Genomic DNA, 25,632 nt, shown 5'->3' on the forward strand with positions numbered 1-25,632 from the left:
CCGCCGGACGCGGAGCCGGGCATTTCCTCCTCCCGCCCGGCTCCGCCACACTTTCAGCTCAGGACAGATTTCATGAATCCCACGCTTGCCAGCCGCATGGACAATCTGCGCGCCCGCATGGCCGAGACGAACACCGATCTGGTCGTGATTGGTCCGTCCAGCCACATGCGCTATCTTGCCGACCTCTCGCCCCATGGCGATGAACGTCCGGTCATGCTGATGGTCAGCCAGAATTTTGCCGGCTTCCTGATGCCCGCGCTGAATGTAGACTCGTCGCGCCAGCACACGGATTTGCCATTCTTCGCCTGGGCCGATGCCGATGGCCCGGATGCGGCGCTGGAAGAACTGCTTGCCGCAACGGAGATCGACCGCAAAGCGCCGTCCGTCGTGCTGGACGAAACCATGCGCGCCGATTTTGCGCTGCTGGTGATCGATGCGCTCCCCGGTGCAAAGCGTCGCTTCACGCAGGACACCGTGGGGTATCTGCGTTCGCGCAAGGACGAGGCTGAATACCAGGCCATTAAGGCAGCGCATCTGCTCAATGACCGGGCAGTGGAGGCGGCCTTCGCAGCGCTCAAGCCCGGCATGAGGGAAATCGACCTGGCCGGACTGATCGACGACTTCTACTTGGCCAATGGTGCCACGACCGTGTTCTGCTCGGTCTGCTTTGGGCCAAATGGTGCCTTTCCGCACCACCATACCGGCGCGACCCAGCTCAAGCGGGGCGATGCCGTTCTGATCGATACCGGCTGCCGGTTGAATGGCTACCCCTCCGACATGACCCGCGTGGGTTACTATAGCTCGGCACCCGAGGGGTTTGCAGAAGTCCATACCATCGTCGATCAGGCCGTCGAGGCGGCACTGGCCGCTTCAGTGCCGGGCGCCAAGGCCAGCGACGTCGACAAGGCGGCGCGCGACGTCATCTCCAATGCCGGCTACGGCGCTAATTTCCTGCATCGAACCGGCCATGGCCTGGGCATCGACGTGCATGAAGCGCCCTATATCACCGGCACCAGCCAGACTGTGTTGGAAGAAGGCATGGTGTTTTCAATCGAGCCGGGCATCTACCTGCAAGGCCGCTTCGGTCTGCGGCTCGAGGAGATTGTCATCATCCGCGATGGCAAGGCTGAAATCTTCTCAGGGATGCCCCGCGCGGCGGTTGTTGCGGGATGATCGCGACAATCCCGGAGCTACGCACCGATCGTCTGGTGCTGCGCGCCCATGTCGGTGACGATCTGGCCGATTGTCACGCGATCTGGGCGCATCCGGACGTCGCGCGCTTTACCGGCGGTCGCACGTCAACCAGGGAACAGGTGTGGTGGCGCATTCTGCGCTACGGCGGACTCTGGCAGATGCTCGGCTATGGCTATTTTGCCGTAGTCGATCGCCGCAACGGTCGTATGATCGGCGATGTGGGACTGGCCGATTTTCGACGCGACTGCAGCCCCGCTCTCGGCCAGACACCCGAGGCGGGTTGGGCTTTCCACCCCGCCGTCCATGGCCAGGGTTTGGCCGGCGAAGCCCTGGCAGCGGTGCTCGATTGGGCGGACACGACCGGCATTGAGCAAATCTGCTGCATCATCGATCCAGGCAATGCTGCGTCCCTACGTTTGGCGAACAAAGTGGGATTCAAGGACGCTGGACCTGTCATCTATCACGGCGAAACGCTCGTGCGGCTTGACCGTGCTCACCAGAAGTCCTAGCCGGCCTCAAACCGGGTAGCGCGGTATTCGAGCGGTGCCGCGCCCCGCTTTTTCCGGAACACCTTGGCGAAGTAGTTGCTGTTCGCAAATCCAGTCAGCCTGGCGATTTCACCTACCCCCATCTCGGTGGCCAATAGCAGCCGCTCAGCACGGGCGAGGCGGCGTGTCAGCACAAAATCCGAGGGCGATTGTCCCACCGTCAGTGTGAACTGGCGCACGAAATGCGCGCGGCTCATTTCGGCAATCTCGGCAAGGCGCGCGACTTGCAGGGGAGCTGTCAGATTGTCATCGACATAGGTCGTGACCCGGGCCATGGCCGGGGGCAGGGCGGTTTCGCCCGGCAATCGCGCGCCAAAGACGCCATCATGCAGTGTCGCCATCGCCGCGTAGCCGAGCACGGAAACCTGTCCAGGAGATGGTTCGGCAAGCGTCATGGCATCCAGGGCCGTGGCGGCCAGTCGGTCTATCTGTCTCGCGCCCAGCGACACAACGGGCCCAGAACTGTCCAGGATTTCGCGCGCCAGGCGCAGCGCCTCCCGGCCATTGAGCAGTAGCCAGAAATACTCCCAGTGCCCGCCGCGTTCGAGGTAGTAGCGATGCGCATGCGGCATGGTCACCAGCATGGTCTTGCCCGGTGTCAGCCGATACTGCACCCCGGCATAATCGAGCCGTCCTTCGCCATGCGTGGTGTGCTGGATGACCAGGAATGGTGCAGTGCCGCGCTTCATGCCGTCCCAGGAATAGACCTCGTTGCGGCGCTGTTCATAGCCCGCACTGACCGCCATGCAATGGAGCGGCGCCACGCTGCGCGGCACCGAAAGACGACAAATGTCGAAGCCATGTTCAAGCAGACTGTTTAGCACAAAATTACCCAGGTTCGCACAAGCTTTCTCTACAACGAACAAGCGCTCGGGGCTAGTTATTGCTCACAGACTGTCAGCGCTCAGAGGCGCACAGGGAGGGAAAATGTCGTTCAAAGTGACCGTTATCGGCGCCGGCTCTGTCGGTTTCACCAAGACCCTGATTTCGGACCTGCTCAAGGTGCCCGAATTCGTCGATTGCGAATTCGCGCTGACCGATATCAACCCGCACAACCTCGACATGGTCAAACAGATCATCGAGACCATCGTTTCGGTGAACAAGCTGCCGGCCAAGGTGACTGCTACCACCGACCGGCGCGAGGCGATCTCGGGCGCGCGCTACATCATGTCCTGCGTGCGCGTCGGCGGGCTGGATGCCTTCTCGACCGACATTTCCATCCCGCTCAAATACGGCGTCGATCAATGCGTGGGCGACACCATCTGTGCCGGCGGCATTCTCTACGGCCAGCGCAACATTCCGGTGATCCTGGATTTCTGCAAGGATATCCGCGAGGTCGCTGAACCCGGCGCACTGTTTCTCAACTATGCCAACCCCATGGCCATGAACACCTGGGCCGCCGAGATGTATGGCGGGGTCAATGTGGTTGGCCTGTGCCATGGCGTGCAACACGGTGCGCACCAGATCGCGCAGGTGCTGGGCGTCGAAGATGGCGAGCTGGACTATGTCTGCTCGGGCATCAATCACCAGACCTGGTATATCGACATCCGTGCCAAGGGCCGGAAGATCGAGAGCGACGAGCTGATCGCTGCCTTCGAAAAGCATCCGGTTTACTCCAAGCAGGAAAAAGTGCGCATCGACGTGCTCAGGCGCTTCGGCGTCTATTCCACGGAGTCCAATGGCCATCTCAGCGAATACCTGCCCTGGTATCGCAAGCGCCCCGAGGAGATCGGCCGCTGGATCGACATGAGCGATTGGATTCACGGCGAAACCGGCGGCTATCTGCGCTATTCGACCGAGCGCCGAAACTGGTTCGAAACCGACTTCCCCATGTTCAAGGAGCAGGCCAACAAGCCGCTTTCCGAGCACAAGCGCACCAGCGAACACGCCAGCTACATCATTGAGGCCATCGAGACAGGCCGGCCCTATCGTGGCCATTTCAACCGGCGCAACAACGGCATCATCACCAATCTGCCCGATGACGCCATCATCGAAAGCCCGGGCTATGTCGACCGTTTCGGTATCAACATGATCGAGGGCATCACCCTGCCCACGGCTTGCGCCGCGACCTGCTCGGTTTCGGTTTCGGTGCAGCGCCTTTCGGTTGAAGCGGCCATGACCGGCAATATCGATACGCTAAAACTCGCCGTGCTGCACGATCCGCTGGTGGGCGCCATCTGCACCCCGGACGAGGTCTGGGCCATGGTCGACGAAATGGTGGTCGCGCAGGCGCAATGGCTGCCCCAATACGCCGACGCGGTGCCCGCCGCCAAGGAACGCATTGCCAAGTCAACGGTCAAGACCCGCGACTGGGAAGGTGCCGCGCGCAAGCGAGTGCGCTCTGTAGAAGAATTACGCGAGATGAGTGGCGCGCATCACTAGGTCCTCCGGCGCTCCTCCCGGCGCCTGGGTAGCGGCTCGGCACAAGCCGGGCCGCTTTCGTCTTTAGAGGGAAGAATTCTGGTTTTCTAAGAAGTCCAAACGATCACGGGGCACCGTGCTTGCCACGAGTTCGGGCCAATCCTAACTTCTGCCCCCAGGGAGGACAGGGCATGGATGAACCATCCCATTACGTCATCGTCGGCGGCGGCACGGCGGGCTGGATCGCGGCTTTCATCCTTCAGGACGAAGCACGTCGGCGGGGGCTGGATTTTCGCCTCTCGGTGGTCGAGAGCAGCAAGATTCCCACGGTCGGCGTTGGCGAAGCGACCACGGCCGCCTTTCGCGTGTTGCTCAGGCATTTTGACATCGACGAACTCGAGTTCATGCGCAAGACAGATGCCAGCTTCAAGCTGGGCATTCGTCACGAGGACTGGCGGCGCAAGGGTTATACGTATTACGGCCCGATCGATGATCCGCACCAGGTGGTGCAGCCGCCCGCTGGCGCACCAAGCGACTACCTTAACGTCTATGCCGTTGCGGCGGGCCGGCCGGTGCAGGACATGCATATGTTCCAGCCTCTGCTGGAGCAGTGGAAAGCGCCCTTCGCCCGCAAGCCTGATGGCAGCCTGATCCCACTCGGTCCCTTTCACCATGCCTATCATTTCGATCAGGCACTGGTCGGCAAGTTCTTCGCCAGCAAGTCCAAGGGCGTCGAAAAAGTCGATGCTATTGTAGAAGGCATCGAGCGTCATCCGGAGACGGGCGACATCACGGCGCTCGTGCTGGCGGATAATCAGCGGCTCGAAGGAGATTTCTTCATCGACGCAACGGGTTTCCGCAAGCAGCTCATCGTCAAGGAGTTGCAGGCGCCCTGGGTTTCCTATGCGCACGAACTGCCAGTCAATCGGGCGCTGCCCTTCTGGATCGACGTCAAGGAAGGCGAAGAACTCCCCACCTATACCCGAGCCTGGGCACAGAATTCCGGCTGGATGTGGCAGATCCCGACGCGCACACGGTTCGGCTGCGGCTACGTCTATTCCGATGAATTCTCCACGCCCGAGCAGGCAAAGGCCGAGGTTGAAGCCGCGCTCGGTCACGAGATCGAAGTGCGCGGCGATATCCGCTTCCAGATCGGACGGCTGGAAAAGGCGTGGATCGGCAATTGTCTTGCTGTCGGCCTGAGCTCAAGCTTTCTCGAGCCGCTCGAATCCACCTCGATCCACGGCACCATCGTGCAGATGATGCTGTTCGCTCAGCGCTATATGGATCGCCCGGAGCGGATCGAGCAGAAGGCGCGCGACGATTACAACGCCCGTGTGGGGCGGCAGGTCGACGACTTCCGGACCTTCGTGAACACGCACTACGTTACCGAGCGCGACGATACGCCCTTCTGGCGGGAGGTGCGGGCCAATCGCATTCACCCTGAGACAAAAGAACGGCTAGCACGCTGGCGAGAGCGGATGCCACGTGCCGAGCATTTTCCCAATTATCTCGGCGGGCTGCCGCATATCGAAACACAGTTGCACTATCCCGTGCTTGATGGCCTCGGTCTGCTCGACCAGTCTTTGGCACGGCGCGAGATGGAGGCGGCGCCCAAGCTGCGTCAGTTCGCACGCGAGACGTTTGAATCCCTTGTGCGGGAATATCGAGGCGCGGCGCAACAGGCGCTGGGCCACGCTGAATTCCTGCAAATCGTCCAGGACATGGGGTAGCGCGGTCCGCCTCAGGCGATCTTGTTTTCCCGCATCTGGCTGGGAGTCATGCCATAGGCCTTGCGGAAATGCTCGTAGAACTGGGTCTGGCTGGAAAAGCCGGATTGGAACGCGATATTGGCGATGGCCAGATTGCTGTCGAACAACAGGCTGCGGGCGCGGATCAGCCGCATCCGTGTGACGAATTTCTGCACCGAGATATGCATGACCTTTGTGAATAGGTTTGTCGCATAATTAGGGTGCAGCCCCACCACCTCGGCAATGTTCTCGACAGATAGCGGGTCGCCGATGTTTTCAACGATATGGCGCACCATGCGCACCACATAGCGCACCGGGCTGGCCGTGCGGGTGCGGGCGCCGGATTTCTCCACCCAGGCCGGCAGCAAGGTATCCCAGCCGGTTATAGCGGCGCGGCGGAACATGGTGCCGATCTCGGCACGAACCAGGTCGGAACGAAGCGAATTGCCGCTGCGATAGTCGCCATACCAGCGTTCAAGCGTTTCCAGGCCGATGCATTCCGGCGCAAGCTGGATGACGCCTCCGCCCATCAGGGTTTCGGTCAGCCGACCCAGTTGCGGCATTTCGAGAAACGCATCCATGGGCAGGTAGATGTTGAGCTGGCGGGAATTGTCCACATCGTGCAGTCCAACGGTCTGGTGCGGAATACCGGCCCAGAAGGCCACCAGCCGATTGGCACCAACGGTCAGCGGCCCGCCGTCAAACACATAGTCCATCGTGCCTTCGGTCAGCCAATTGAACTCGATATGGCCATGGCTATGCGGTTCTGCCATGATCTGAGGTGGGAAGGCGCGGATGCCGAAGCGCCCGAACGCCTTTCCCGAGGCATAGAAACTCCGGTCCGGCCGCGGCGTCGGACGCGGGGCTTTTTCCCTTGCGCGCACAGGCCGGTCCAGACTTTCCATCACAGTCATACTTTTCCCATTGTTCTTAGAAATCCGGAATTAGTCACTATCATTCCGGATTGCTTCGCCCGTGGCAAGGGGTAGGCTTTGTTCATGCACGGAGGCAGGGTCGGAGAGGAGTATCCGGCCCGGGCGAGACCGCTCTTTGCCCCGTATGCGATGGGAGGTTCTATTGAGAAAGCATATCTATGCCCTTGGCGGGGCAGGACTTCTGCTGTCCGTGTCGATGGCGACACTGCCAGCGCAGGAATTGACGGGCGAACTGCCCGATCCCCCCGAATTTTCGGCCCAGAGTGAGCCGGTCTTTGTCAGCGTGTCTGATATCCTCGAATACAAGGCTCTGCCGGAATATAGCGAGCCCGACTGGGTGACATCGAAATATGTCGACGCCGGCACCTTGCCCCCGGTCGGCGAGCGTTTGCCCAAAGAGCCTATGGTCTACAAGGCCGCCAATATGCCGGACGGTATCGGGGTCTATGGCGACACAATGCGCCACGTCATCGGCGGACGGCCAGAGGGCTGGAACTATATCGGCGGACAAAGCCAGGGTTGGGGCGGCATTGACATCGGGCTTTCCGAATGTCTGACGCGCACCGGCCCGCTCTTCACCATCAAGGCCGACGAACTCGAGCCAATGCCGAACCTTGCCAAGAGCTGGGAATGGTCCGAGGACGGCAGGGAACTGACCATGCACCTGATCGAGGGTGCGAAATGGTCCGATGGCGACCCGTTCGATGCCGATGACGTGATGTTCTACTGGGAAGACAATGTTCTCGACCAGAATGTCTCGCCGCTCAACGGTGGCACGCCGGAAACCTTTGGCGAGGGCACCACGCTCGAAGCGCTTGATCCCTACACGATCAAGTGGACCTTCAAGGAGGCGTTCCCCACGCAGTATCTCTACGCCATGGCCTATGGCACGTTCTGCCCGGGTCCGAGCCACATCCTCAAGCCCGAGCATCCGAAATACTCGGACAATACCTACGAAGAGTACAAGAACGCCTTCCCGCCCGAGTATCTCAATATTCCAGTGATGGGAGCCTGGGTGCCGGTCGAATACCGTCCTGACGACATCATCGTCATGCGCCGCAATCCCTACTATTGGAAGGTCGACGAACAGGGCAACCAGCTCCCTTATCTCAACGAGATGCACTACCGCCTCTCGACCTGGGCTGATCGTGACGTTCAGGCTGTTGCCGGTTCGGGCGACTTCTCGAACCTCGAACAGGCGGAAAGCTACGTCGAAGCCCTGCGCCGCTCCGCTGAGGATGACGCTCCGGCCCGTCTGCAGTTCGGCGCCCGCACCATCGGCTATGCTCTGCGCATGAACCTCTCCGGCAATGGCTGGGGTGAGCCAGACGCACGCGCCCAGGCTGTGCGTGAACTCAACCGCGATCTCGATTTCCGCAAGGCCGTGACCATGGCAGTCGATCGCCAGCGGCTGGGTGAATCGCTGGTGCGTGGCCCGTTCACCGCCATCTATCCCGGCGGCCTTTATGCGGGCACGACCTATTACGACAAGGATTCCACCGTCTATTATCCGTACAATCTTGAGGCTGCGAACGAATTGCTCGACGGCCTGGGACTTGAGGATACCGATGGCAATGGCATCCGCAACTTCCCTGAAGGCACCGCCAATGGCGCCGATGTGGAGATCACCCTGCTGGCCAATACCGATTATGGCACCGACACCAATCTCGCCGAAGGCGTGATTGCAATGATGGAGCCGCTTGGTCTGCGCGTCATCGCCAACTTCCAGCAGGGCACGGCCCGTGACGACATGGCCCAGGCCGGTCAGTTCGACTGGAATGTGGAACGCCAGGGCGCCGAAATGGTGTCGGTTGTTCAGGGCACATCCGCGCTTGCTCCCACTGGGCCGCGCACCCATCCGTTCCACCGCGCTGGCACAGACGGAACGCTTGACCTGCTCCCGTTCGAACAGGAGCTCGTCGACACCGTGAACGCGTTCATCGCCACCAGCGATAATGCCGAACGGGCCGAGTTGATGAAGCAGTATCAGCAGATCTTCACCGAGAACGTCTATTCGGTGGGCCTGACCCAGTACCCGGGTGCGCTGATCATCAACAAGCGCTTCGCCAATATCCCGGCTGGTGCCCCGATCTTCATGTTCAACTGGGCTGAAGACAACATCATCCGCGAGCGGGTCTATGTGCCCGAGGACAAGCAGGCCAGCTACGAACTGCATCCCGAAACGCTTCCGGGCGAACCGGGCAGCGACGGCCCGATGTAACCCATAGCCGCCGGCGGGACCCTGGGTTCCGCCGGCATCGCCCGCACCTCACCCCGCAGGTGTCCGGGTATCGGTTCAATTTCCTTGGCTTGATCGTGCCACGACCACGATTGGCCCCCTCGACCGAGCAAGGTCACAGGGCTGGGGTGAACGGCAACCCCGTTCAGCAGCGTCGTAGAGGCCTCTAAATGCTTCGTTTTCTTGTCATCCGTGTATTGGGCGCGATCCCGCTGCTGTTCCTGCTCAGCGTCGTGACATTCGCCATCATCCAGGCGCCGCCGGGCGACTATGGCGACTACATCCGCTCCATGCTGATGAACCAGGGTGGCGTGCCGGCCGAACAAGCCGAAGCGCAGGCCGAAGCCTATCGCGAAGCCAATGGGCTCAACGATCCGCTGGTGGTGCAATATTTCCGCTGGATCACCGGCATCGTCACCCGTTTCGATTTCGGCCACTCACTCTACTATAACAAGCCCGTGGGCCAGGTGGTGACCGAGCGGCTGCCGGCCACGATCCTGCTGGCGCTGACCTGCCATATCCTGGCGTCTTTCCTGGGCATTGGGCTGGGCATCATCGCCGCCACCCGCCAGTACTCCTGGGCCGACACGCTGCTCGGCATCATCTCCTTCATGGGCATGACCATCCCGCGCTTCCTGCTGGCGATCATCATTCTCTACATTCTGGTGTTCCGCATGGGGGTGAACGAAATAGGCAGCTTCAACTCCGCCTATTGGGGCGGGCAGCCCTGGGGCTGGGGACGTTTCGTCGACCTTTTGGCCCATATCTGGCCGGTGATCTTCATCGCCACCTTTGGCGGGCTCGCCTACAATATGCGTGTCATGCGGGCCAATCTGCTCGACGTGCTCAATTCCCAATATGTCGAGACCGCGCGCGCCAAGGGTCTGCCCGAGGGCGCCGTGATCATGAAGCACGCCGTGCCCAACGCGCTGCATCCGCTGGTGGCCTATCAGGGCGTCGTCCTGCCCTACATGCTGACGGGTGAAATCGAGGTTGCCATCGTCTTTGGCCTCGCCACGGTCGGTCCGGCCATTGTGGGCTCAATGGGCGTTGGCGACGTCTATGTCACCGCCACCTTCATGCTGGTGCTCGCCACCACGCTGATCATCGGCAACATCATTGCCGACTTGTTGCTCGTCGCCCTCGATCCGCGCGTGCGCCTGGGAGGGAATGCCGAATGACCCGCACCGACAAGGATATCCATTCCGCAATCCCGCTCCCGACCGATATCGGTGCCGGTCCGGCCCCGACGCCTGCCGAAGAGGCTGACGTGCCCCCCATCGTTTCGCGCCACGGTTCGGGCAATGAAACCTATGCGACCCTGGTCTGGCGCCGCTTCCGTCGCTCCACAATGGGCATGATTGGCCTGGTCCTTGTGGTCATGCTGCTCGTCGTTTCGGTCTTTGCCGATTTCTTTGCGCCCATGGACCCCAAGGAAGCCAATCTGCCCTTCGCGCCACCGGACCTGATCGCGTTCGAAGACCCCCAGGGCAATTTCAGCCTCATCCCTTATGTCTATCCGATTGGCGATACCGGCGAGTTCGATCCGATCACCTTTCAACCGCTCACCGGAGCGGTAAAGGACAACCCGACCCCGACCGGCTTCTTCGTTCAGGGTCATGAGTATCGCCTGCTCTGGTTCATTCCGGCCAATATCCATTTCTTCGGCTCGACCGATGGACGGCCCATCCAGCTTCTGGGCACCGACAAATTCGGGCGCGATATCCTTTCGCGCGGCATCATCGGCTCGCGCATTTCCCTGATGATCGCTCTGGCCGTGGTCACCATGACCACGGTGGTCGGCACGCTGGTCGGCATCACCTCGGGCTATATCGGCGGCGCTGTCGACGCTTGGGTGCAGCGTTTCGTGGAATTCGTGCTCGCTTTCCCGCAATTGCCGCTCTATTTGGCTCTCACCTCCCTGATCCCGGTGACGGCGCCGTCAAATGTGTTCCTCACCTTTGTCATCTTCGTCATGGCGGTGCTGGGCTGGGCGCAATTGAGTCGCGAGGTGCGCTCCAAGACGCTCTCGCTGGCGCGCATCGAATATGTGCGGGCCGCAATTGCCGTGGGCGCATCGGACGGCCGTATCATCACGCGCCACATCCTGCCCAACGTGCTCAGCCACATCATCGTGGCGATCACGCTGGCCATTCCGACGGTCGTCTTGCTCGAAAGCTTTCTTGGCTTCCTGGGCTTTGCAGTGAAGCCGCCGCTGATTTCCTGGGGCCTGATGCTGCAGGACACCGGTACCTTCTCCGTGATCGGGTCCTATCCCTGGATCCTCTCGCCGGTGATCTTCGTCCTGATCACCGTCTTTGCCTTCAACGCGCTGGGCGATGGCCTGCGCGACGCCGTCGACCCCTATTGAGGATAGAGCCATGACCGAGAACAAGCTGGTTCCGTCCGAACGTCACGATCTGGGCACGCATGGCCGCGAGCTGATCCTGGACGCCCGCAATGTCGGCGTCGACTTCAAGGTGGAGGGGGGCACGGTCAACGCGGTGCGCGACGTCTCTTTCCAGCTCCACAAGGGCGAGACCATTGCCCTGGTGGGCGAAAGCGGCTCGGGCAAGTCGGTGACGGCCCGCACCTTGATGAAGCTGCTCACCAAGCGCGCGACCATTCTGCCGCAAACCCAGATCACCCTTTCCGGCAAGGACGTGGTCAGGATGGACGACCGCGAGATGCGCAAGCTGCGCGGCAATGACATCGCCATGATCTTCCAGGAGCCGATGAGCTCGCTTAACCCGGTTTATACGATCGGCCAGCAGATCTGCGAGATTATCCACCTGCACAATCGCGTCTCCCGTCAGGAGGCCATGAACCGCGCCGAAAAACTGCTCGAAGAGGTGCAGATCCCAGACCCGCGGGCGCGGCTCAACCAGTTCCCGCACCAGCTATCGGGCGGGCAGCGGCAGCGCGTCATGATCGCCATGGCCCTCGCCAACCGCCCCGAAGTGCTAATCGCCGACGAGCCGACCACTGCGCTCGACGTGACCGTCCAGGCCCAGATCCTCAATCTGATCAAGGATCTCAAGGACAAATACGGCATGGCGGTGATCCTGATCACCCATGACCTGACCATCGTTCGGCAGTTCTCTGAATATGTCTATGTGATGCAGAACGGCCGGGTGCAGGAGCACAACGAGACCGAGGCGCTCTTTGCCAATCCGCAGCACGCCTATACCAAACACCTGCTCGCCTCGGAACCCAAGGGCACGGCCTTGCCGCTGGCGGACGGAGAACACGAGACGGTGCTGGAGGGCAAGGAGGTGAAAGTCACCTTCACCCTCAAGCGCGGCGGCTTCTTCAAGCCCGACTTCTTCGATCTGAAAGCCGTCGACAATCTCGACATCAAGCTCATGCGCCATGAGACATTGGGCATTGTGGGCGAGAGTGGCTCGGGCAAGACCACCTTCGGGCAAGCCCTGATCCGGCTGATCGGCAATCAGGGCGGTCAAATCTGGTTCGACGGGGAGCGTATCGATGGCCGGGATCGCAAAGCCATGCGTTCCTTGCGCAGCCGCATGCAGATCGTTTTCCAGGACCCCTTCGCCAGCCTCAATCCCCGCATGTCGATCCGCCAGATCATTGAGGAAGGACTGGTGGTCAACGGCATCGGCGAGAATCGGAACGACCGCATTGATCGCGTCCGGCAGGCATTGCGGGACGCCGGTCTGCCGGACAATATTCTGCAGCGCTTCCCGCACGAGTTCTCCGGGGGTCAGCGGCAGCGCATCGCCATTGCCCGCGCCATTGCGCTCGAGCCTGAATTCATCCTGCTCGACGAGCCGACCTCGGCGCTGGACCTGTCCGTGCAAGCCCAGATCATCGACCTGCTGCGCAAGCTGCAGGACGAGAGGGGCCTGAGCTATCTATTCATCAGCCACGACCTCAAGGTTGTCCGGGCGCTCTGCCATCGTGTCATGGTCATGCAGCACGGCACGATCGTAGAGCAGGGGCCGGTGAGCGAGGTGCTGACCAACCCCGCAACCGACTACACCCGACGGCTCGTGCGGGCAGCATTCGAGATTGCTGCCTAGCCTTCACCACAGCCTGGCCGGGCCCTCTGCATTGCGCCCGGCCTGCATCTGACAGTTTCGCCGCCTCAGGTCTCGATCATCAGGGTCGCGATTTCGAACGGCCGCAACTTGAGCGTGACGCTGTTGTCGTTGACCTCAAGCGGTTGCGTTTCATCTTCTTCCATCAGATTGACGATACGCGCCGATTTGACTGGCAAGCCAAAGCGGATTGTCGCCTCGGCCCGGATATTGGCATGCTCGAAAATGCGCAGCACGAGGGCGTCGGACTTTTCCGCCTTCTTGATCGTCTCGATGGTGACATTGGCCGCGTCCACCGAGGCGAGGCTGAAACGGGAGAACTCGCTCTCAATTGAGCTGGCCACCGCGCGAGAACCGATAACCGCAACCGGATTGTTGAACCGCTCTGCGGCGCGTTGGACTTCGGCCAGGTCGGCGATGCCCTCGTGTACGAACATGGCATAGCGGATCCGGTGTTCTCCCAGATCAGCATCGGGATCGGGGAAGCTCGATCCCCGCACCAGGGTTAGCCTCACCGACTGCTCGTGGCAGTCATAGGCATATTTGCTGTCATTGAGCAGGGCGATTCCGAAATCGGCTTCCGAAATATCGACCCAACGATGCATTGAGGCTTCAAAGCGCGCGCGGTCCCAAGTGGTGTTGCGGTGGGTCGGGCGCGTGACATGCCCGAAGGCGATCTCGGAGCGGATTTCGCTGGTGTTGAGATCGAAGCCGAACTGCGCCTTGATGACCTGTGCGCGCTCCTGCCAGTCGATAAATGTGTCGAACTCGACCTGCCGTTCGCCGGCTGCCAGCGAAATGACCTGGATGATTTTTGACTTCTGATAGCTGCGCTCCACACGGATGGCGGCGCGGTGCGGGCCGGTCTCGACCACCGAGATGGCGGCGCGGCGCGGGCCGGTCTCGACCACCGAGATATCGGCCTTGCCGTCGGCCAGAGGCCAGAACTGCTCTTCAAAGTAGCGGTCAATGTCCCAGGCGTCCCATTCCATAGGCTTGTCTTCGTAGGCAATCAGGCGGTTGGCCTTGGCGCCAGAGGCAAGGGTTTCGCGATTTCGCGTCTTGTCGAAAACGGAGGTGATCTCGCCCGTCTCATCAAAGGCGACGCGGATCTGCGCATTTTCAAGATGGCTTGCCGACACAGAAAGTTTGCTCTTGGACGCAACTTCACTTGGGACGAGCTGCGCCCCGATCCAGCCCATTGGCACCATGTCGTCGACCGCCGCCACTGTATCTATCGAGCCATCGGCGCGGATGATCTTCTGCACCGGTTGGACGCCGGAGGCGGTGGCGAGTGCCGCGTCCTCGGGGACTTCGGCGCCCAGATGCACCAGACCCGAGCGGGTCTGGCTGGTGAAATTGATCAGCCGCAACTCTTCGCCAGGCTTGGTGGCCGCTTGCGCCGCGGCGTGCCACGGGCCATTGGCCGAATCCAGGGTCGAGAAGATGCGGCCATATTCGGCATCGCTGTCGACATACACCTCGGGGATCGACGTGCCGGGCAAGATATCGTGGAACTGGTTGATCAGCACTAGTTCCCAGAACTCGGCTAGAGTCTGACTGGGATAGGCGTGATCAGCCGTTACCAGGGCAATGGCCCCGAGCATTTCCAGCTCGCGCAGGCGGCGCTCCGCATTGCGATTATTGGCCTTGTTCTTGGCCACAGAAGTCAGGGTGCCGCGGTGATATTGCAGATAAAGCGCGCCATGCCACACCGGGAAGCGCGCAGGATCTGCATCCATGGCTTTGCCCAGGCGGTCGAGGAAAGGCGCGATGCCCTCGAGCTTGACCTTTGGCGCACCGGGGATGCCGCGTTCAAGGCGCGTGCCGCGTTCAATCATGGCGCGGGTCGGGCCACCGCCGCCATCGCCATAGCCATAGGACATGACGACTTCGTTATAGGCCGCCTTGGGCTCGTAGCGCTTCCAGGCGCCCATGGTCTCGGAGACCGAGAGGTCGCCATTATAGGTGGTGAAGATCTGCTCGCTGTCATACTTCTGCGCGGTGATGAGCTGCGCTTTGGTGGTCGTGCCGTCAATGCCGCGCCAGAAGAAGGTGTCGTAGGGGTGCCGGTCGGTATCGTTCCAGCTCAGCTTGGACGTGACGAAATATTTGAGCCCCGACTTGTCCATGATTTGCGGCAGATTGGCCGAATAGCCGAACGTGTCAGGCAGCCACACGGTCTTGGGGTCGACGCCGAAATTCTCCAGATGGAAGCGGCGGCCACGCATGATCTGGCGGACAAGGCTCTCACCCGAGGCGATATTGACGTCCGGCTCCACCCACATGGCGCCTTCGATCTCGAACTGGCCGGACTTGATCCGCGCCATCATCCGATCCCAGATTTCCGGGTAGTCCTTTTTGAGGAAATCGAACAGCACCGACTGGTTGTACATGAAGACGAACTGCGGATATTCCTCCATCAGGTTGAGCACCGTGGCAAAGCTGCGGCCGGTCTTGTCGCGGGTATGCAGGACCCGCCAGAGCCAACCCACATCGAGATGGGTCGAGCCGACTGCGGTGATCTGCGGCTGCACCTCCGTATCGACGAGATCGTAGATTTCCTGGGCAATCTTCTCGGCTTCCGGCAGGCCGGCCTCGAAGGCGTCGGTATGCCCGTCGCGGCGGTCCAGCGCCCGAACGGCGCGTTGTACGATATTGAGAATGGCGTGGCGGCGCGGATCGTTCTGCTGCAGCAGAATGGCGACGTCGACCGGCGTCTGCAGGTCGTAATAGAGTTTTTCCGCCCGCTCATTGCGAATGAAGAAATCCACCTCGAACCCGACCAGAGGCCGGTCGAAAAAGGTGAAGGCGTTGACCAGCAGGATGTGCTTGTTGCCTGGCTTGGCATCGCGCTCGATCACCAGTTCGGTGTGGTTGCCGTCCAGGGCCTGGGCAATCTTGCCGTCGAGATAGGCAAGGCATTGCGGATCAGTTGAACCCGGGCGGTCCTGCCACTGGCTGGTAAAATGGGCGACGAAGACCTTGCCACGCGCCTCTTCGGGCACGGTGATCTCGGCAGCAAACCACGTGTGCTCCTGTTGTTTGCCCCAGACCGAATGGCGGCCGAACTGCTCCCAACCGCGCCAATCGGCCGCGAGGGCGTCAGCAGCGGAGAAATTATCGGCGCGCTGTACATGCCATTGGAATGGCACAGTGCTGAGGGGCGTCCGGATTTTCTTTTCCAGGTCCGCGCACAGGCGCAGCAGCTTGCCCTCTTGCTTGAGATCATCGTCCAGCAACCCCAGCCTGGACGAGAGGGGATTGGAATAGGTCATCCTTTGACTCCGACACCGGCGAACCCTGCGTTCACATATGCAACACCTAAGCACAACAGGTGTAACGTTGCAATTTTCTGCTATACACCGGGTGGTGTTCGGGAAGGCGGTCCTATTTCACATTTTGTGTCAGCGCTTTAGTGGGAAACTATGGTTCACTTCGCTGGAAATGCAGTGGTTGCAGCGTTGCAGAAGAGTTCGGTACACTCACAAGGCTTGCTCTGCTATGTAAGCAGCAAGGGGACTTTGCCGCATGCAAAAGAACAGGTCCGCGCCAACGGCCAAGGGGCGCGTTACGCTGAAAACCATCGCTGAGGCCACCGGGCTGAGCCTGTCGACAGTCTCGCTCTCGCTGCGGGGTGGCACGACACTCAAGCAGGAGACGCGTGACAAGGTCGCGGCGGCCGCCAAGGCGCTGGGCTATGTGCCCGACCGGGCGGGGGTGCGTCTGCGCACTGGCAAGACCAATGTGCTGGCCCTGGTGCTTGACGGTGCAGAGGACTCCATCGACTTCGCGCGCCAGATGATTCAGGGCATCGGCCAGGCACTCCAGGGAACGCCCTACCATCTCAATGTAACGCCGGAATTCGACCGGCATTCCCCCGACACCATCCGCTACATTCTCGAAAATCGCGCTGCGGACGGGGTGATCATCACGCATACTGGCCCGCGTGATCCTCGGGTGCAGATGATGGTGGACGCTGACTTTCCCTTCGTCAGCCACGGACGCACCGAGTTTTTCACCCCGCACCCCTACCACGATTTTCATGCCGAGAACTTCGCGGCCATGGCGGTGGAGCGGCTTTCTGGGAAGGGTTGCCGGAGACTGCTGCTGGTGATCGGGGATGACAGTACCACCAACTACCAAAACATCGTCACCGCCTTTCACAAGGCGGCTGCGCGCAATGGTATCGAGGCCCGGTTGCTGGAGCGCACTGCCGGTCTGACCCCGGCCGAAATGCGGGCCAAGGGTATTGAGCTCTCACGGTCGGCCGATCGCCCCGACGGCGTTATCTGCGACAGCGAAATGCGGGCCCTGGCTTTGCTGGGCGGCCTGATGGAAGCTGGCGTCGGGATCGGCGAGGATGTGCATCTGATCTACAAGCAGACCTCAGGCATCCTGCCCACCATATTTCCGCGCCTCGACAGCGTGCGTGAGGATATTCTGGGCGCTGGCATCGAACTGACCAGGCTGTTGCGCCTGCGGATCGATGGTGCACCCATCGAGGATCTGCAGACTCTTGCGGAGCCCCAGCCGCAATGGCGTAGCGGCGACTGAGGCTTAGCCGGGTGGGCGCGTGACCGAGTTGCGCAGGATCAACTCGGCACGCAATAGCACTTCGCGCGACTTTGGCATTTCGCCCGCCAGCAGCGTCAGCAGCAATTCCATCGCCGCCTCGCCCATGCGATGACGGGGCTGCTTCATCGTGGTCAGCGACGGGGTGATGAAGCTGGCAAAGGAAATATCGTCAAATCCCATCACCGAGAATTGCCGGGGCAAGTCGTAGCGGCGAGCATTGAGGGAAATGATCACGCCCATGGCGGTTGCGTCATTGACACAGAGAAAGGCCGTGGGCAGGGCATCGCGCACGAACATCAGCTCCGCCGCCGCCCGGCCGCTCTCTGTGGTGCCGTCCCCATCGATGATCAGGCGTGGATCGATGTTGATCCCGGCCCCACCAAGCGCTGCACGATAGCCATCTTCACGCAACCGGTTGATCTCGCGATTGGGCGCTCGCCCGACAAAGGCAATGCGCCGGTGACCCTGCGAGATCAGGTGTTCCGCGGCTATGCGCGCACCTTCGAAATTGTCCACTCCGACAAATGGAATGTCCTGACCCAGCACGGGTTCATTGACCGCCACCATCGGCGGCAGTCGCGCATCGGTCAGGGATTGTCCGAGCCCGAAGGGCAGGTGCCCGGTGAACAGGATCAGCCCGTCGGCCTGGTTGGAGCTGATAAAGCGCAGATAGTCGGCTTCCCGGCTGGGATCGTTCTGGGTATTGCCGATCAACAGGCCGTAGCCGCGCTTGCTGGCTTCGGTCTCTAGGCCCACCAGGATGTTGGAAAAATTCGGGTCGCCGACATCGGGAGCGAGAATCAGAATCATGTTGCTGCGCCGCATGCGCAGCGAGCGGGCCATGGCATTGGTGGTGTAGCCAGTGCGGGCAATGGCGTCGGTGACCCTGCGGCGCGTCGCATCGGCCACCTTGGTCGGTTCGTTTATGGCGCGGCTGACAGTGGCGATGGACACGCCGGCCATCGCAGCTACATCTTCGATTGTGGCCAGCTTTTGCTGCAGCACTTGGCTCTCCGCCCTCCGCCCCGGGCCAGACAGCCCCACGCACCATCGCCTTTAGCAGAAGCCGCAGCTTTAGCTACGGCGTCCCCACAGCGATAAACCGAATTCGGCCACTGTAAACCTTTACATAGTTCATGAAAACCTTTACATCATCACTCATAGCCAAACGAGCGTTGCATCAAGCAGTGCCGGGTTCAGGGGAGGAGACGCGATATGGCTGAAGCGCCAGACGCAAATGTGCCGTCGATTCTGTCGGCCAGCCGCATCTCGAAATCCTTCGGCGAAATCCCCGTGCTGTTCAGCATCGATTTTGATGTTCGCCCCGGCGAAGTTCACGCCATTATCGGTGAGAACGGCGCTGGCAAATCCACGCTGATCAAAATCCTTTCGGGCATTGAACAGCCGACCTCCGGCAGCATTACTTATGGCGGTGAGAAAGTCGTGCTGCCGCCCAATGGCGAAGCGGCGGCCATGGGCATTGTTGTGATCCATCAGGAGTTGCTGCTGGCCGAGCATCTCTCGGTTGCCGACTCGATCTTTCTCGGGCGCGAGCTGAAATCGGGCCCGTTTCTCGATCTCAAGGCGATGCGAGATCAGGCCAAGGCCATTCTGGATACGCTGCATGTCTCGATCGATCCGGACGCACGGATCAACACCCTGTCGGTGGCCGACAAGCAGATGGTCGAAATCGCCAAGGCGATCAGCCGCGATGCCCGCGTCATCATCATGGACGAGCCGACCGCCGTTCTGTCCGTCGCGGAGAGCCGCACCCTGTTCGAGCAGGTGCGACGCCTGACGGCAAAGGGCGTCGCGGTGATCTTTATTTCCCACAAGCTCGATGAGATCATGGAACTGGCCGACCGGGTTACCGTGCTGCGTGATGGCCAGTTGATCGCTACGGTTGGCACAGAAAACCTGACGCCGGACTCCATCGCGCAGATGATGGTCGGTCGTGAACTGTCCAATCTCTATCCGCCCAAGCGCGAGCCCGATGTCGACACTGAAGTCGTGCTCTCGGTGCGCGGGCTGTCGGCGCCGGGCATATCGGACATCTCTTTTGACTTGAGGCGCGGGGAAATTCTGGGCTTTGCCGGGCTGATCGGGTCCGGGCGCACCGCTGTGGCCGAAGTTATCGCCGGCCTGAGCGCGAAGACCGGCGGAGAGGTCACCGTCAATGGTGAGCCCGCCGACTATTCCGACGTTTCGAAATCCGTTGCGGCGGGCCTGGCCTATATGACCAAGGACCGAAAGGGGCGGGGGCTTCTGCTCAATGCAGGCCTCCAGCCCAACCTGACTTTGCTGACCCTGAAAAAGCACCTGAAAATGGGGTTTCTCGATGGACGCAGCGAGGCCCAGGCGCTGGACCGCGCCGTGCGCCGTTTCGATATCCGCGCCCGCGATCCTTCCGTACAGGTCGGCAAGCTCTCTGGCGGCAATCAGCAAAAGCTGATGTTGGGCAAGACCATGGAGAGCGATCCCGAGATCGTCATCATGGACGAACCGACGCGCGGCATCGACGTCGGCACGAAACAGCAGATCTATCACATCATCGCGGCGCTGGCCGCCGAGGGGAAGGCGATCATCGTGATCTCCTCGGAAATGCAGGAAGTCATCGGCCTCAGCCATCGTGTTGTCGTCATGCGCCAGGGGCGTATGGCCGGCGTGCTGGAAGGCGCAGAAATAACCGAAGCCGAGATCATGCGTTACGCGGCCGGCATCAAGCAGGGTGGGGAAAATGAGCGTCTCAGTGCCTGATACGGCAAGCAAACCGCATAAGGGCTTCCGGCTCGATCTCAAGACCGCAGGACCGCTGCTGGCGCTGATCCTGCTGATCATCCTGGGCTATAGCCTCAACCCGCTTTTCCTAGGCGAGGGCAATGTCACCAACCTGCTGACCCGCTCGGCCTTTATCGGCATTATCGCGGTCGGCGCGACCTTCGTCATCACCGCGGGCGGCATCGACCTCTCGGTTGGCTCCATGGCCGCCTTCATTGCCGGCATGATGATCATCATCATGAATGCCGCCGTCGACAGCATGGGCGCCTCGATCTGGACGGTGCTGCTGGGCATAGGCTGTTCGCTGATCCTGGGGATCGGCGCCGGCTTCATCAACGGCTTCCTCACCACCAAGGGGAAGATTGAAGCCTTCATCGTGACCCTGGGCACGATGGGCATTTATCGCTCGCTGATCACCTACTTTGCCGATGGCGGCACGCTGTCGCTTAATCGCGGTGCGCGCGAGATCTATCGACCAGTCTACTACGACAGCTTCATCGGGCTGCCCTATCCGGTCTGGGTCTTCATCATTGTAGCGTTGCTCGGCTGGGTGTTGATGAACCGTACGGCGTTTGGCCGCTATTGCATGGCCATCGGTTCCAACGAGCAGGTCGCGCGCTACTCGGCCATCAAGGTCGACCGGGTGCGGACACTGACCTATATCCTGCAGGGCCTCTGCGTCTCGCTCGCCACCATCATCTATGTGCCGCGTCTTGGCTCGGCTTCCTCGGCCACCGGTGTGCTCTGGGAACTCGAGGCGATTGCTGCGGTGATCATCGGCGGCACCATGCTCAAGGGCGGCTATGGCCGCATCGGTGGCACTGTTATCGGGGCGCTGATCCTGACCGCCATCGGCAACATCCTCAATCTCACCGATATCATCTCGAACTACCTCAACGGGGCGGTGCAGGGCGTGATCATCGTGGCGGCTGTCTATCTCCAGCGCGGCTCATTCCGCACCGGCCGCCGGGCCAAGAAGGCTGAGTAACCAGGAATTCCCAGCCCTTTCGGGGCGGGCATAACCGGCGCATGGCGCCACACTTTAAGGGAGGACTACCCATGTCTATGAAGGCATTGACCCTGGCTCTGGCGGCAACGACCGCCCTTGCCGGCGCAGCGGTGGCACAGGATCAGATCCGGATCGGTGTCTCCATTCCAGCCGCAACCCACGGTTGGGCCGGCGGTTTGAACTGGCACGCCCAGGAAGCTGAAAAGCGTCTCGAAGCTGCGCATGACAATATCGAAATCACCCTCGTGACCGCCGACAGCCCCGGCGATCAGGCCAGCGATATCGAAGACCTGATCTCGGTGCAGCAGATCCATGCGCTTGTCGTGCTGCCCTTCGAATCCGATCCGCTGGTCGAGCCGGTTCGCCAGGCCAAGGAATCGGGTGCGTTCATCACCGTGGTCGATCGCGGTCTGCCCGATGCTTCGATCCAGGACGTCTATGTTGCGGGCAACAACACCGAACTGGGTTCGGTTTCTGCCGAGTACTTCAAGACCCGTCTGGGTGACGGCGATAACATCGTGATCCTGCGCGGTATCCCGACTGTTATCGACACCGAACGTTTCGACGCCTTCATGGCCGGAATCGAAGGCTCGGGCATCAACGTGCTGGATGACGAATTCGCCAACTGGAACCGCGATGACGGCTTTGAAGTCATGCAGGACTTCCTGTCCCGCTTCCCCGATATCGACGGCGTCTGGGCGCAGGACGACGACATTGCCATGGGCGTGGTGGAAGCCGTGCGTCAGGCTGGTCGCGAAGACGAGATGTTCATCGTCGGTGGCGCTGGCATGAAGGACGTCATCAAGGGCATCATGGATGGCGACACCCTGATCCCGGTCGATGTGCTCTATCCGCCTGCCATGATCGCCACGGCCATGGACGTGACCGTTGCCAACTTCACTTCCAATGGTCCGGTGCAGGGCGAATACATTCTGGGTGCGCCCCTGGTAACCCAGGAGAACGCCGCGCAGTTCTACTTCCCGGACAGCCCGTTCTGAGCCAACGAAACCGACAAGCATTTGAGGGGCGCCCATGGCGCCCCTTTTTCATTTGATTTCAAGGCATTCGCGCGTCGTCAGGATGACACGCGAATCCGGGTATTTCTCCGCCCGAGTTCCGGGCGATGCCCGCCTTCCTTGGCGTCGCGGGGGCTCACCAGTTTTGAAGCTGCGGAAGAATTTCCCTTTGATGTTCTTGCCGCGGGAACGACAGCGCTGCTGACGCATTATTGCGCTGGGCTCTGGGCGGCGCCGGCCTATTCTTTGGCGCCGCTGGAGCTCACCAATCACGCCGCTTCGGGCGTATAGCCTGCCTCGCGGATTGCCTCTTCGCCCTTGGCCTTGTCGCCCGTGAAGCTGACCTTATGCGATGCCAGGTCGATCTCGACCTGCGTGCCCGGCAGGGCCTCCTCGAGGGCGCCGCGTATCGCGCCGACGCAATGATTGCAGGTCATGTCGTTGACGGTCAGGGTGGTTTTCTCAGCCATTTCAGTGTCCTTTGGATGTCGGTTCGGCCGGTGTGCCGGCCAGATCTTCGAGAATGGGGCAATCGGGGCGGTTGTCGCCGGCGCAGCAATGCACCAGATGGCTGAGCGTCTTCACCATGCCCTGCAATTCGGAAATCTTGGTTTCGAGCGCAACGATGTGGCTGCTGGCGATGTCCCGCACCTCCGCGCTCGCCCGGGTCCGGTCCTGCCAGAGCTCGAGCAGGGCCGCGGTTTCCTCAACCGAGAAACCCAGGGTCCTTGCCCGCTTGATGAAGCGCAGCACATGCACCTCGTCGGGGCCATAGACCCGGTAATTGCTGTCGGTCCGCAGCGGCGGGGAAATCAGGCCGATCTGCTCATAATAGCGGATCATCTTGGCAGAGACGCCCGACTTCTCCGAAGCCTGTCCGATATTCATGGTGTCACCCCCTTTATGCCGCGCAGGCGCTGCGCATTGCCGACAACGAAGACCGAGCTCAGGGCCATGGCGCCCGCCCCGATCATGGGCGAGAGCAGGATGCCGAATGTGGGGTAGAGCACGCCCGCGGCCACCGGGATCAGCACAGCATTGTAGCCAAAGGCCCAGAACAGGTTCTCCCAGATATTGCGCAGCGTCGCGCGGCTGACGGTGAGGGCATTGAGCACACCCTTGAGATCTCCACCGAGCAGGACGACGTCCGCACTTTCAATGGCCGCGTCCGTCCCCGATCCCACGGCGATACCGATATCGGCTTCGGCCAGGGCTGGCGCGTCGTTGATGCCGTCCCCGACATAGGCGACGACCCGGTTGCCCTGCCGCAGCGACTTGATGGCCTCCACCTTGTCGGCGGGCAGCACTTCGGCCCGCACCTCGTCAATGCCGAGTTGGGCGGCGATGGCCTCGGCCGTCCGACGGTTATCGCCCGAGATCATCGCGGTTTTCAGGCCCATGCCGTGCAGGGCCTCAATGACCGACTTGCTGGTCGGCTTGATGGTGTCGGCCACCACGATGGCGGCAGCCAGCTTGTCATCGATAGCCGCAAAGACCGGCGTCTTGCCTTCCGCGGCGAGCCTGTCGATCGCCTCCGAGAAATCGGAGAAATCCAGATGGCTCATATGGCGCTGCGAGCCCACCGCAACCAGCCGGCCATCGACCCGTGCGGTGACACCGGTACCCGAGTTCGAGCTGAATTCGGTGACCGCGCCAAGAGTCAGTCCGGCCTTTTCGGCGGCCGCGACAATGGCCGTAGCAATGGGATGCTCGGACCGGCTCTCGACCGCTGCGACCAGCGCCAGCACCTCGTCATGCTCGAAATCGTCATCGAGAATGAGATCGGTCAGCGCCGGCTTGCCCTCGGTTAGCGTGCCGGTCTTGTCGAAGGCGACAATGCCGGCGTCCCGAAGCTGCTGCAATGCCTCGCCCTTGCGGAATAGCACGCCGAGCTGGGCGGCGCGGCCCGTGCCCACCATGATCGACATGGGGGTCGCAAGGCCCATGGCACAGGGGCAGGCGATTATGAGGACGGCGACGGCATTGACCAGCGCATAGGTCAGCGCGGGATCGGGACCGAGCCAGAACCAGACGATGGCGGTGAGGATGGCCAGGCCGATCACGATCGGGACGAACACCGCGGTAATCCGGTCGACAATAGCCTGGATCGGCAGCTTGCCGGCCTGCGCATCCTCCACCATGCGGATGATATGGGCCAGCATGGTGTCGGCCCCCACCTTGGTGGCACGGAAGTTGAAGCTGCCTGACGTGTTGAGCGTACCGCCGACGACGCTGGCGCCCACGGTCTTGGAGACGGGCAGGGGTTCTCCCGAGATCATCGATTCATCGATATGGCTTTCGCCCTCGACGATCTCACCATCCACGGCAATCTTCTCGCCCGGACGCACCACGACGATATCGCCGACCCGAACTTCTTCGACTGGTACTTCGACAGTCTTCCCATCGCGTTCGATCCGCGCGGTTTTGGCCTGTTGCTGCACCAACTGGCTGATCGCCTCTCCGGTGCGGCCCTTGGCGATTGCTTCGAGCCAGCGCCCGACCAGGATCAGCGTGACAATGACAGCGGCCGCCTCGAAATAGACATAGCGGGTTTCAGCCGGCACCAATTGTGGGGCGAAGGTCACGACGCTGGAATAAAGCCAGGCGGCTCCGGCCCCCAGCGCCACCAACGAGTTCATCTCCGGTGCGCCGCGGAAAAGCGCCGGGAAGCCGATTTTGAAGAAACGCAGGCCCGGTACGAACAGCACAAAGCTGGCCAGTGCGAAATAAGCGACCCACAGCGTTTGCGTCGGAACGATGGACATCACCCACATGTGGAAGGGCAGGTGGACGTGTCCGATCATCTCGATCAGGAACAGCGGAAGGGTCGGGATGGCGGCAATGATGACATCGCGCTTGAGAATGGCGGCATCTTCATCGTGATGGTGCATATGGTCATGCGCCGGCGCATCGGGCTGGCGCAGGCTGGCCTTGTAGCCGACCTTCTCGACCGCCTTGAGCAGCGCATCGACATTGCCGCCGGCAATGGTGGCGCGCTCGGTTGCCAGGTTGACGGCAGCGGTTTCGACGCCGGGCACCTTGAGCAGGGCCTTTTCCACGCGATTGACGCAGGACGCGCAGGTCATGCCGGCAATGTCGAGCGAAACGGCAGAAGATTTGGAGTTTTTGTGGACGTGTTCGTTCATGGTCTTTCACCTC

General features: G+C 61.2%; 19 protein-coding genes. 12 read left to right on the top strand and 7 right to left on the bottom strand.

Annotation, left to right across the window (positions count from 1 at the left end):
• The first annotated feature begins 72 nt into the window (after positions 1–72).
• Both GO014_RS00630 and GO014_RS00635 read left to right on the top strand, forming a co-directional pair.
• Positions 73–1,173 carry a M24 family metallopeptidase gene (locus GO014_RS00630; protein WP_157288711.1) on the top strand — a complete coding sequence of 367 codons (1,101 nt, stop codon included), beginning with the start codon at positions 73–75 and terminating at the stop codon, positions 1,171–1,173.
• Positions 1,170–1,703, top strand: a complete 534-nt coding sequence (locus tag GO014_RS00635; protein ID WP_157288712.1) for a GNAT family N-acetyltransferase — start codon at positions 1,170–1,172, stop codon at positions 1,701–1,703. Before GO014_RS00630 ends, GO014_RS00635 begins: the two co-directional genes overlap by 4 nt.
• On the opposite strand, the gene GO014_RS00640 is transcribed toward GO014_RS00635, so the two are convergent.
• Positions 1,700–2,566: a helix-turn-helix domain-containing protein gene (locus tag GO014_RS00640; protein WP_157288713.1), complete on the bottom strand. Its 867-nt coding sequence runs from the start codon at positions 2,564–2,566 to the stop codon at positions 1,700–1,702. The genes GO014_RS00635 and GO014_RS00640 overlap by 4 nt on opposite strands.
• A 103-nt stretch (positions 2,567–2,669) precedes the next feature.
• Here GO014_RS00640 and melA point away from each other — a divergent pair, with 103 nt between their 5' ends.
• The gene (melA, locus tag GO014_RS00645; protein WP_157288714.1) at positions 2,670–4,124 is read left to right on the top strand and encodes an alpha-glucosidase/alpha-galactosidase; all 1,455 of its coding nucleotides are present in this window, start codon (positions 2,670–2,672) and stop codon (positions 4,122–4,124) included.
• Positions 4,125–4,294: 170 nt separating this feature from the next.
• Positions 4,295–5,836: a tryptophan halogenase family protein gene (locus GO014_RS00650; protein WP_157288715.1), complete on the top strand. Its 1,542-nt coding sequence runs from the start codon at positions 4,295–4,297 to the stop codon at positions 5,834–5,836.
• An 11-nt stretch (positions 5,837–5,847) separates the two neighbouring features.
• Here GO014_RS00650 and GO014_RS00655 read toward each other — a convergent pair whose 3' ends face one another.
• Positions 5,848–6,759 (bottom strand): helix-turn-helix domain-containing protein, encoded by a 912-nt coding sequence (locus GO014_RS00655; protein ID WP_179952897.1) that lies wholly within the window; start codon positions 6,757–6,759, stop codon positions 5,848–5,850.
• Between the two features lie 154 nt (positions 6,760–6,913).
• Here GO014_RS00655 and GO014_RS00660 point away from each other — a divergent pair, with 154 nt between their 5' ends.
• The 4 genes from GO014_RS00660 (at position 6,914) to GO014_RS00675 (ending at position 13,074) form a co-directional block, all read left to right on the top strand.
• Entirely contained in the window at positions 6,914–9,010 is a 2,097-nt protein-coding gene (locus GO014_RS00660; protein WP_425482058.1) for an ABC transporter substrate-binding protein, read from the top strand.
• Between the two features lie 188 nt (positions 9,011–9,198).
• Positions 9,199–10,209, top strand: coding sequence for an ABC transporter permease (locus tag GO014_RS00665; RefSeq protein WP_157288716.1), 1,011 nt, complete (start codon positions 9,199–9,201; stop codon positions 10,207–10,209).
• On the top strand, positions 10,206–11,399 hold the full coding sequence (locus tag GO014_RS00670; protein ID WP_157288717.1) for an ABC transporter permease: 1,194 nt from the start codon (positions 10,206–10,208) through the stop codon (positions 11,397–11,399). The genes GO014_RS00665 and GO014_RS00670 overlap by 4 nt, the downstream gene beginning before the upstream one ends.
• A gap of 10 nt (positions 11,400–11,409) precedes the next feature.
• A complete protein-coding gene (locus GO014_RS00675) occupies positions 11,410–13,074 on the top strand; it encodes an ABC transporter ATP-binding protein (protein WP_157288718.1) in 1,665 nt (554 codons plus the stop codon).
• 65 nt (positions 13,075–13,139) lie between these two features.
• On the opposite strand, the gene GO014_RS00680 is transcribed toward GO014_RS00675, so the two are convergent.
• A complete protein-coding gene (locus GO014_RS00680) occupies positions 13,140–16,370 on the bottom strand; it encodes an alpha-mannosidase (protein WP_157288719.1) in 3,231 nt (1,076 codons plus the stop codon).
• Positions 16,371–16,623: 253 nt separating this feature from the next.
• On the opposite strand from GO014_RS00680, the gene GO014_RS00685 reads away from it, so the two are divergent.
• Complete coding sequence (locus GO014_RS00685) at positions 16,624–17,649, top strand: LacI family transcriptional regulator (protein ID WP_157288720.1); 1,026 nt, start codon at positions 16,624–16,626, stop codon at positions 17,647–17,649.
• Positions 17,650–17,652: 3 nt separating this feature from the next.
• Here the strand turns inward: GO014_RS00685 and GO014_RS00690 are convergent, their stop codons facing one another.
• Positions 17,653–18,675 carry a LacI family DNA-binding transcriptional regulator gene (locus tag GO014_RS00690; protein WP_425482047.1) on the bottom strand — a complete coding sequence of 341 codons (1,023 nt, stop codon included), beginning with the start codon at positions 18,673–18,675 and terminating at the stop codon, positions 17,653–17,655.
• A 210-nt stretch (positions 18,676–18,885) separates the two neighbouring features.
• Between GO014_RS00690 and GO014_RS00695 the strand changes: the two genes are divergently transcribed.
• The 3 genes from GO014_RS00695 to GO014_RS00705 all read left to right on the top strand — a co-directional run bounded on the left by GO014_RS00695 (position 18,886) and on the right by GO014_RS00705 (position 22,455).
• Complete coding sequence (locus tag GO014_RS00695; RefSeq protein WP_157288721.1) at positions 18,886–20,427, top strand: sugar ABC transporter ATP-binding protein; 1,542 nt, start codon at positions 18,886–18,888, stop codon at positions 20,425–20,427.
• Positions 20,408–21,436, top strand: a complete 1,029-nt coding sequence (locus GO014_RS00700) for an ABC transporter permease (protein WP_157288722.1) — start codon at positions 20,408–20,410, stop codon at positions 21,434–21,436. Before GO014_RS00695 ends, GO014_RS00700 begins: the two co-directional genes overlap by 20 nt.
• A 77-nt stretch (positions 21,437–21,513) precedes the next feature.
• The gene (locus GO014_RS00705; protein WP_207785274.1) at positions 21,514–22,455 is read left to right on the top strand and encodes a substrate-binding domain-containing protein; all 942 of its coding nucleotides are present in this window, start codon (positions 21,514–21,516) and stop codon (positions 22,453–22,455) included.
• Positions 22,456–22,742: 287 nt separating this feature from the next.
• Here GO014_RS00705 and GO014_RS00710 read toward each other — a convergent pair whose 3' ends face one another.
• The 3 genes from GO014_RS00710 to GO014_RS00720 are packed head-to-tail and all read right to left on the bottom strand — an operon-like array spanning position 22,743 to position 25,619.
• Positions 22,743–22,943 carry a heavy-metal-associated domain-containing protein gene (locus GO014_RS00710; RefSeq protein ID WP_157288723.1) on the bottom strand — a complete coding sequence of 67 codons (201 nt, stop codon included), beginning with the start codon at positions 22,941–22,943 and terminating at the stop codon, positions 22,743–22,745.
• 1 nt (position 22,944) lies between these two features.
• Positions 22,945–23,361 (bottom strand): Cu(I)-responsive transcriptional regulator, encoded by a 417-nt coding sequence (gene cueR, locus GO014_RS00715; RefSeq protein ID WP_157288724.1) that lies wholly within the window; start codon positions 23,359–23,361, stop codon positions 22,945–22,947.
• Entirely contained in the window at positions 23,358–25,619 is a 2,262-nt protein-coding gene (locus GO014_RS00720; RefSeq protein ID WP_179952898.1) for a heavy metal translocating P-type ATPase, read from the bottom strand. The genes cueR and GO014_RS00720 overlap by 4 nt, the downstream gene beginning before the upstream one ends.
• Between the last annotated feature and the right edge of the window lie 13 nt (positions 25,620–25,632).

Source organism: Devosia marina, assembly GCF_009758415.1.
Taxonomy (GTDB): domain Bacteria; phylum Pseudomonadota; class Alphaproteobacteria; order Rhizobiales; family Devosiaceae; genus Devosia; species Devosia marina.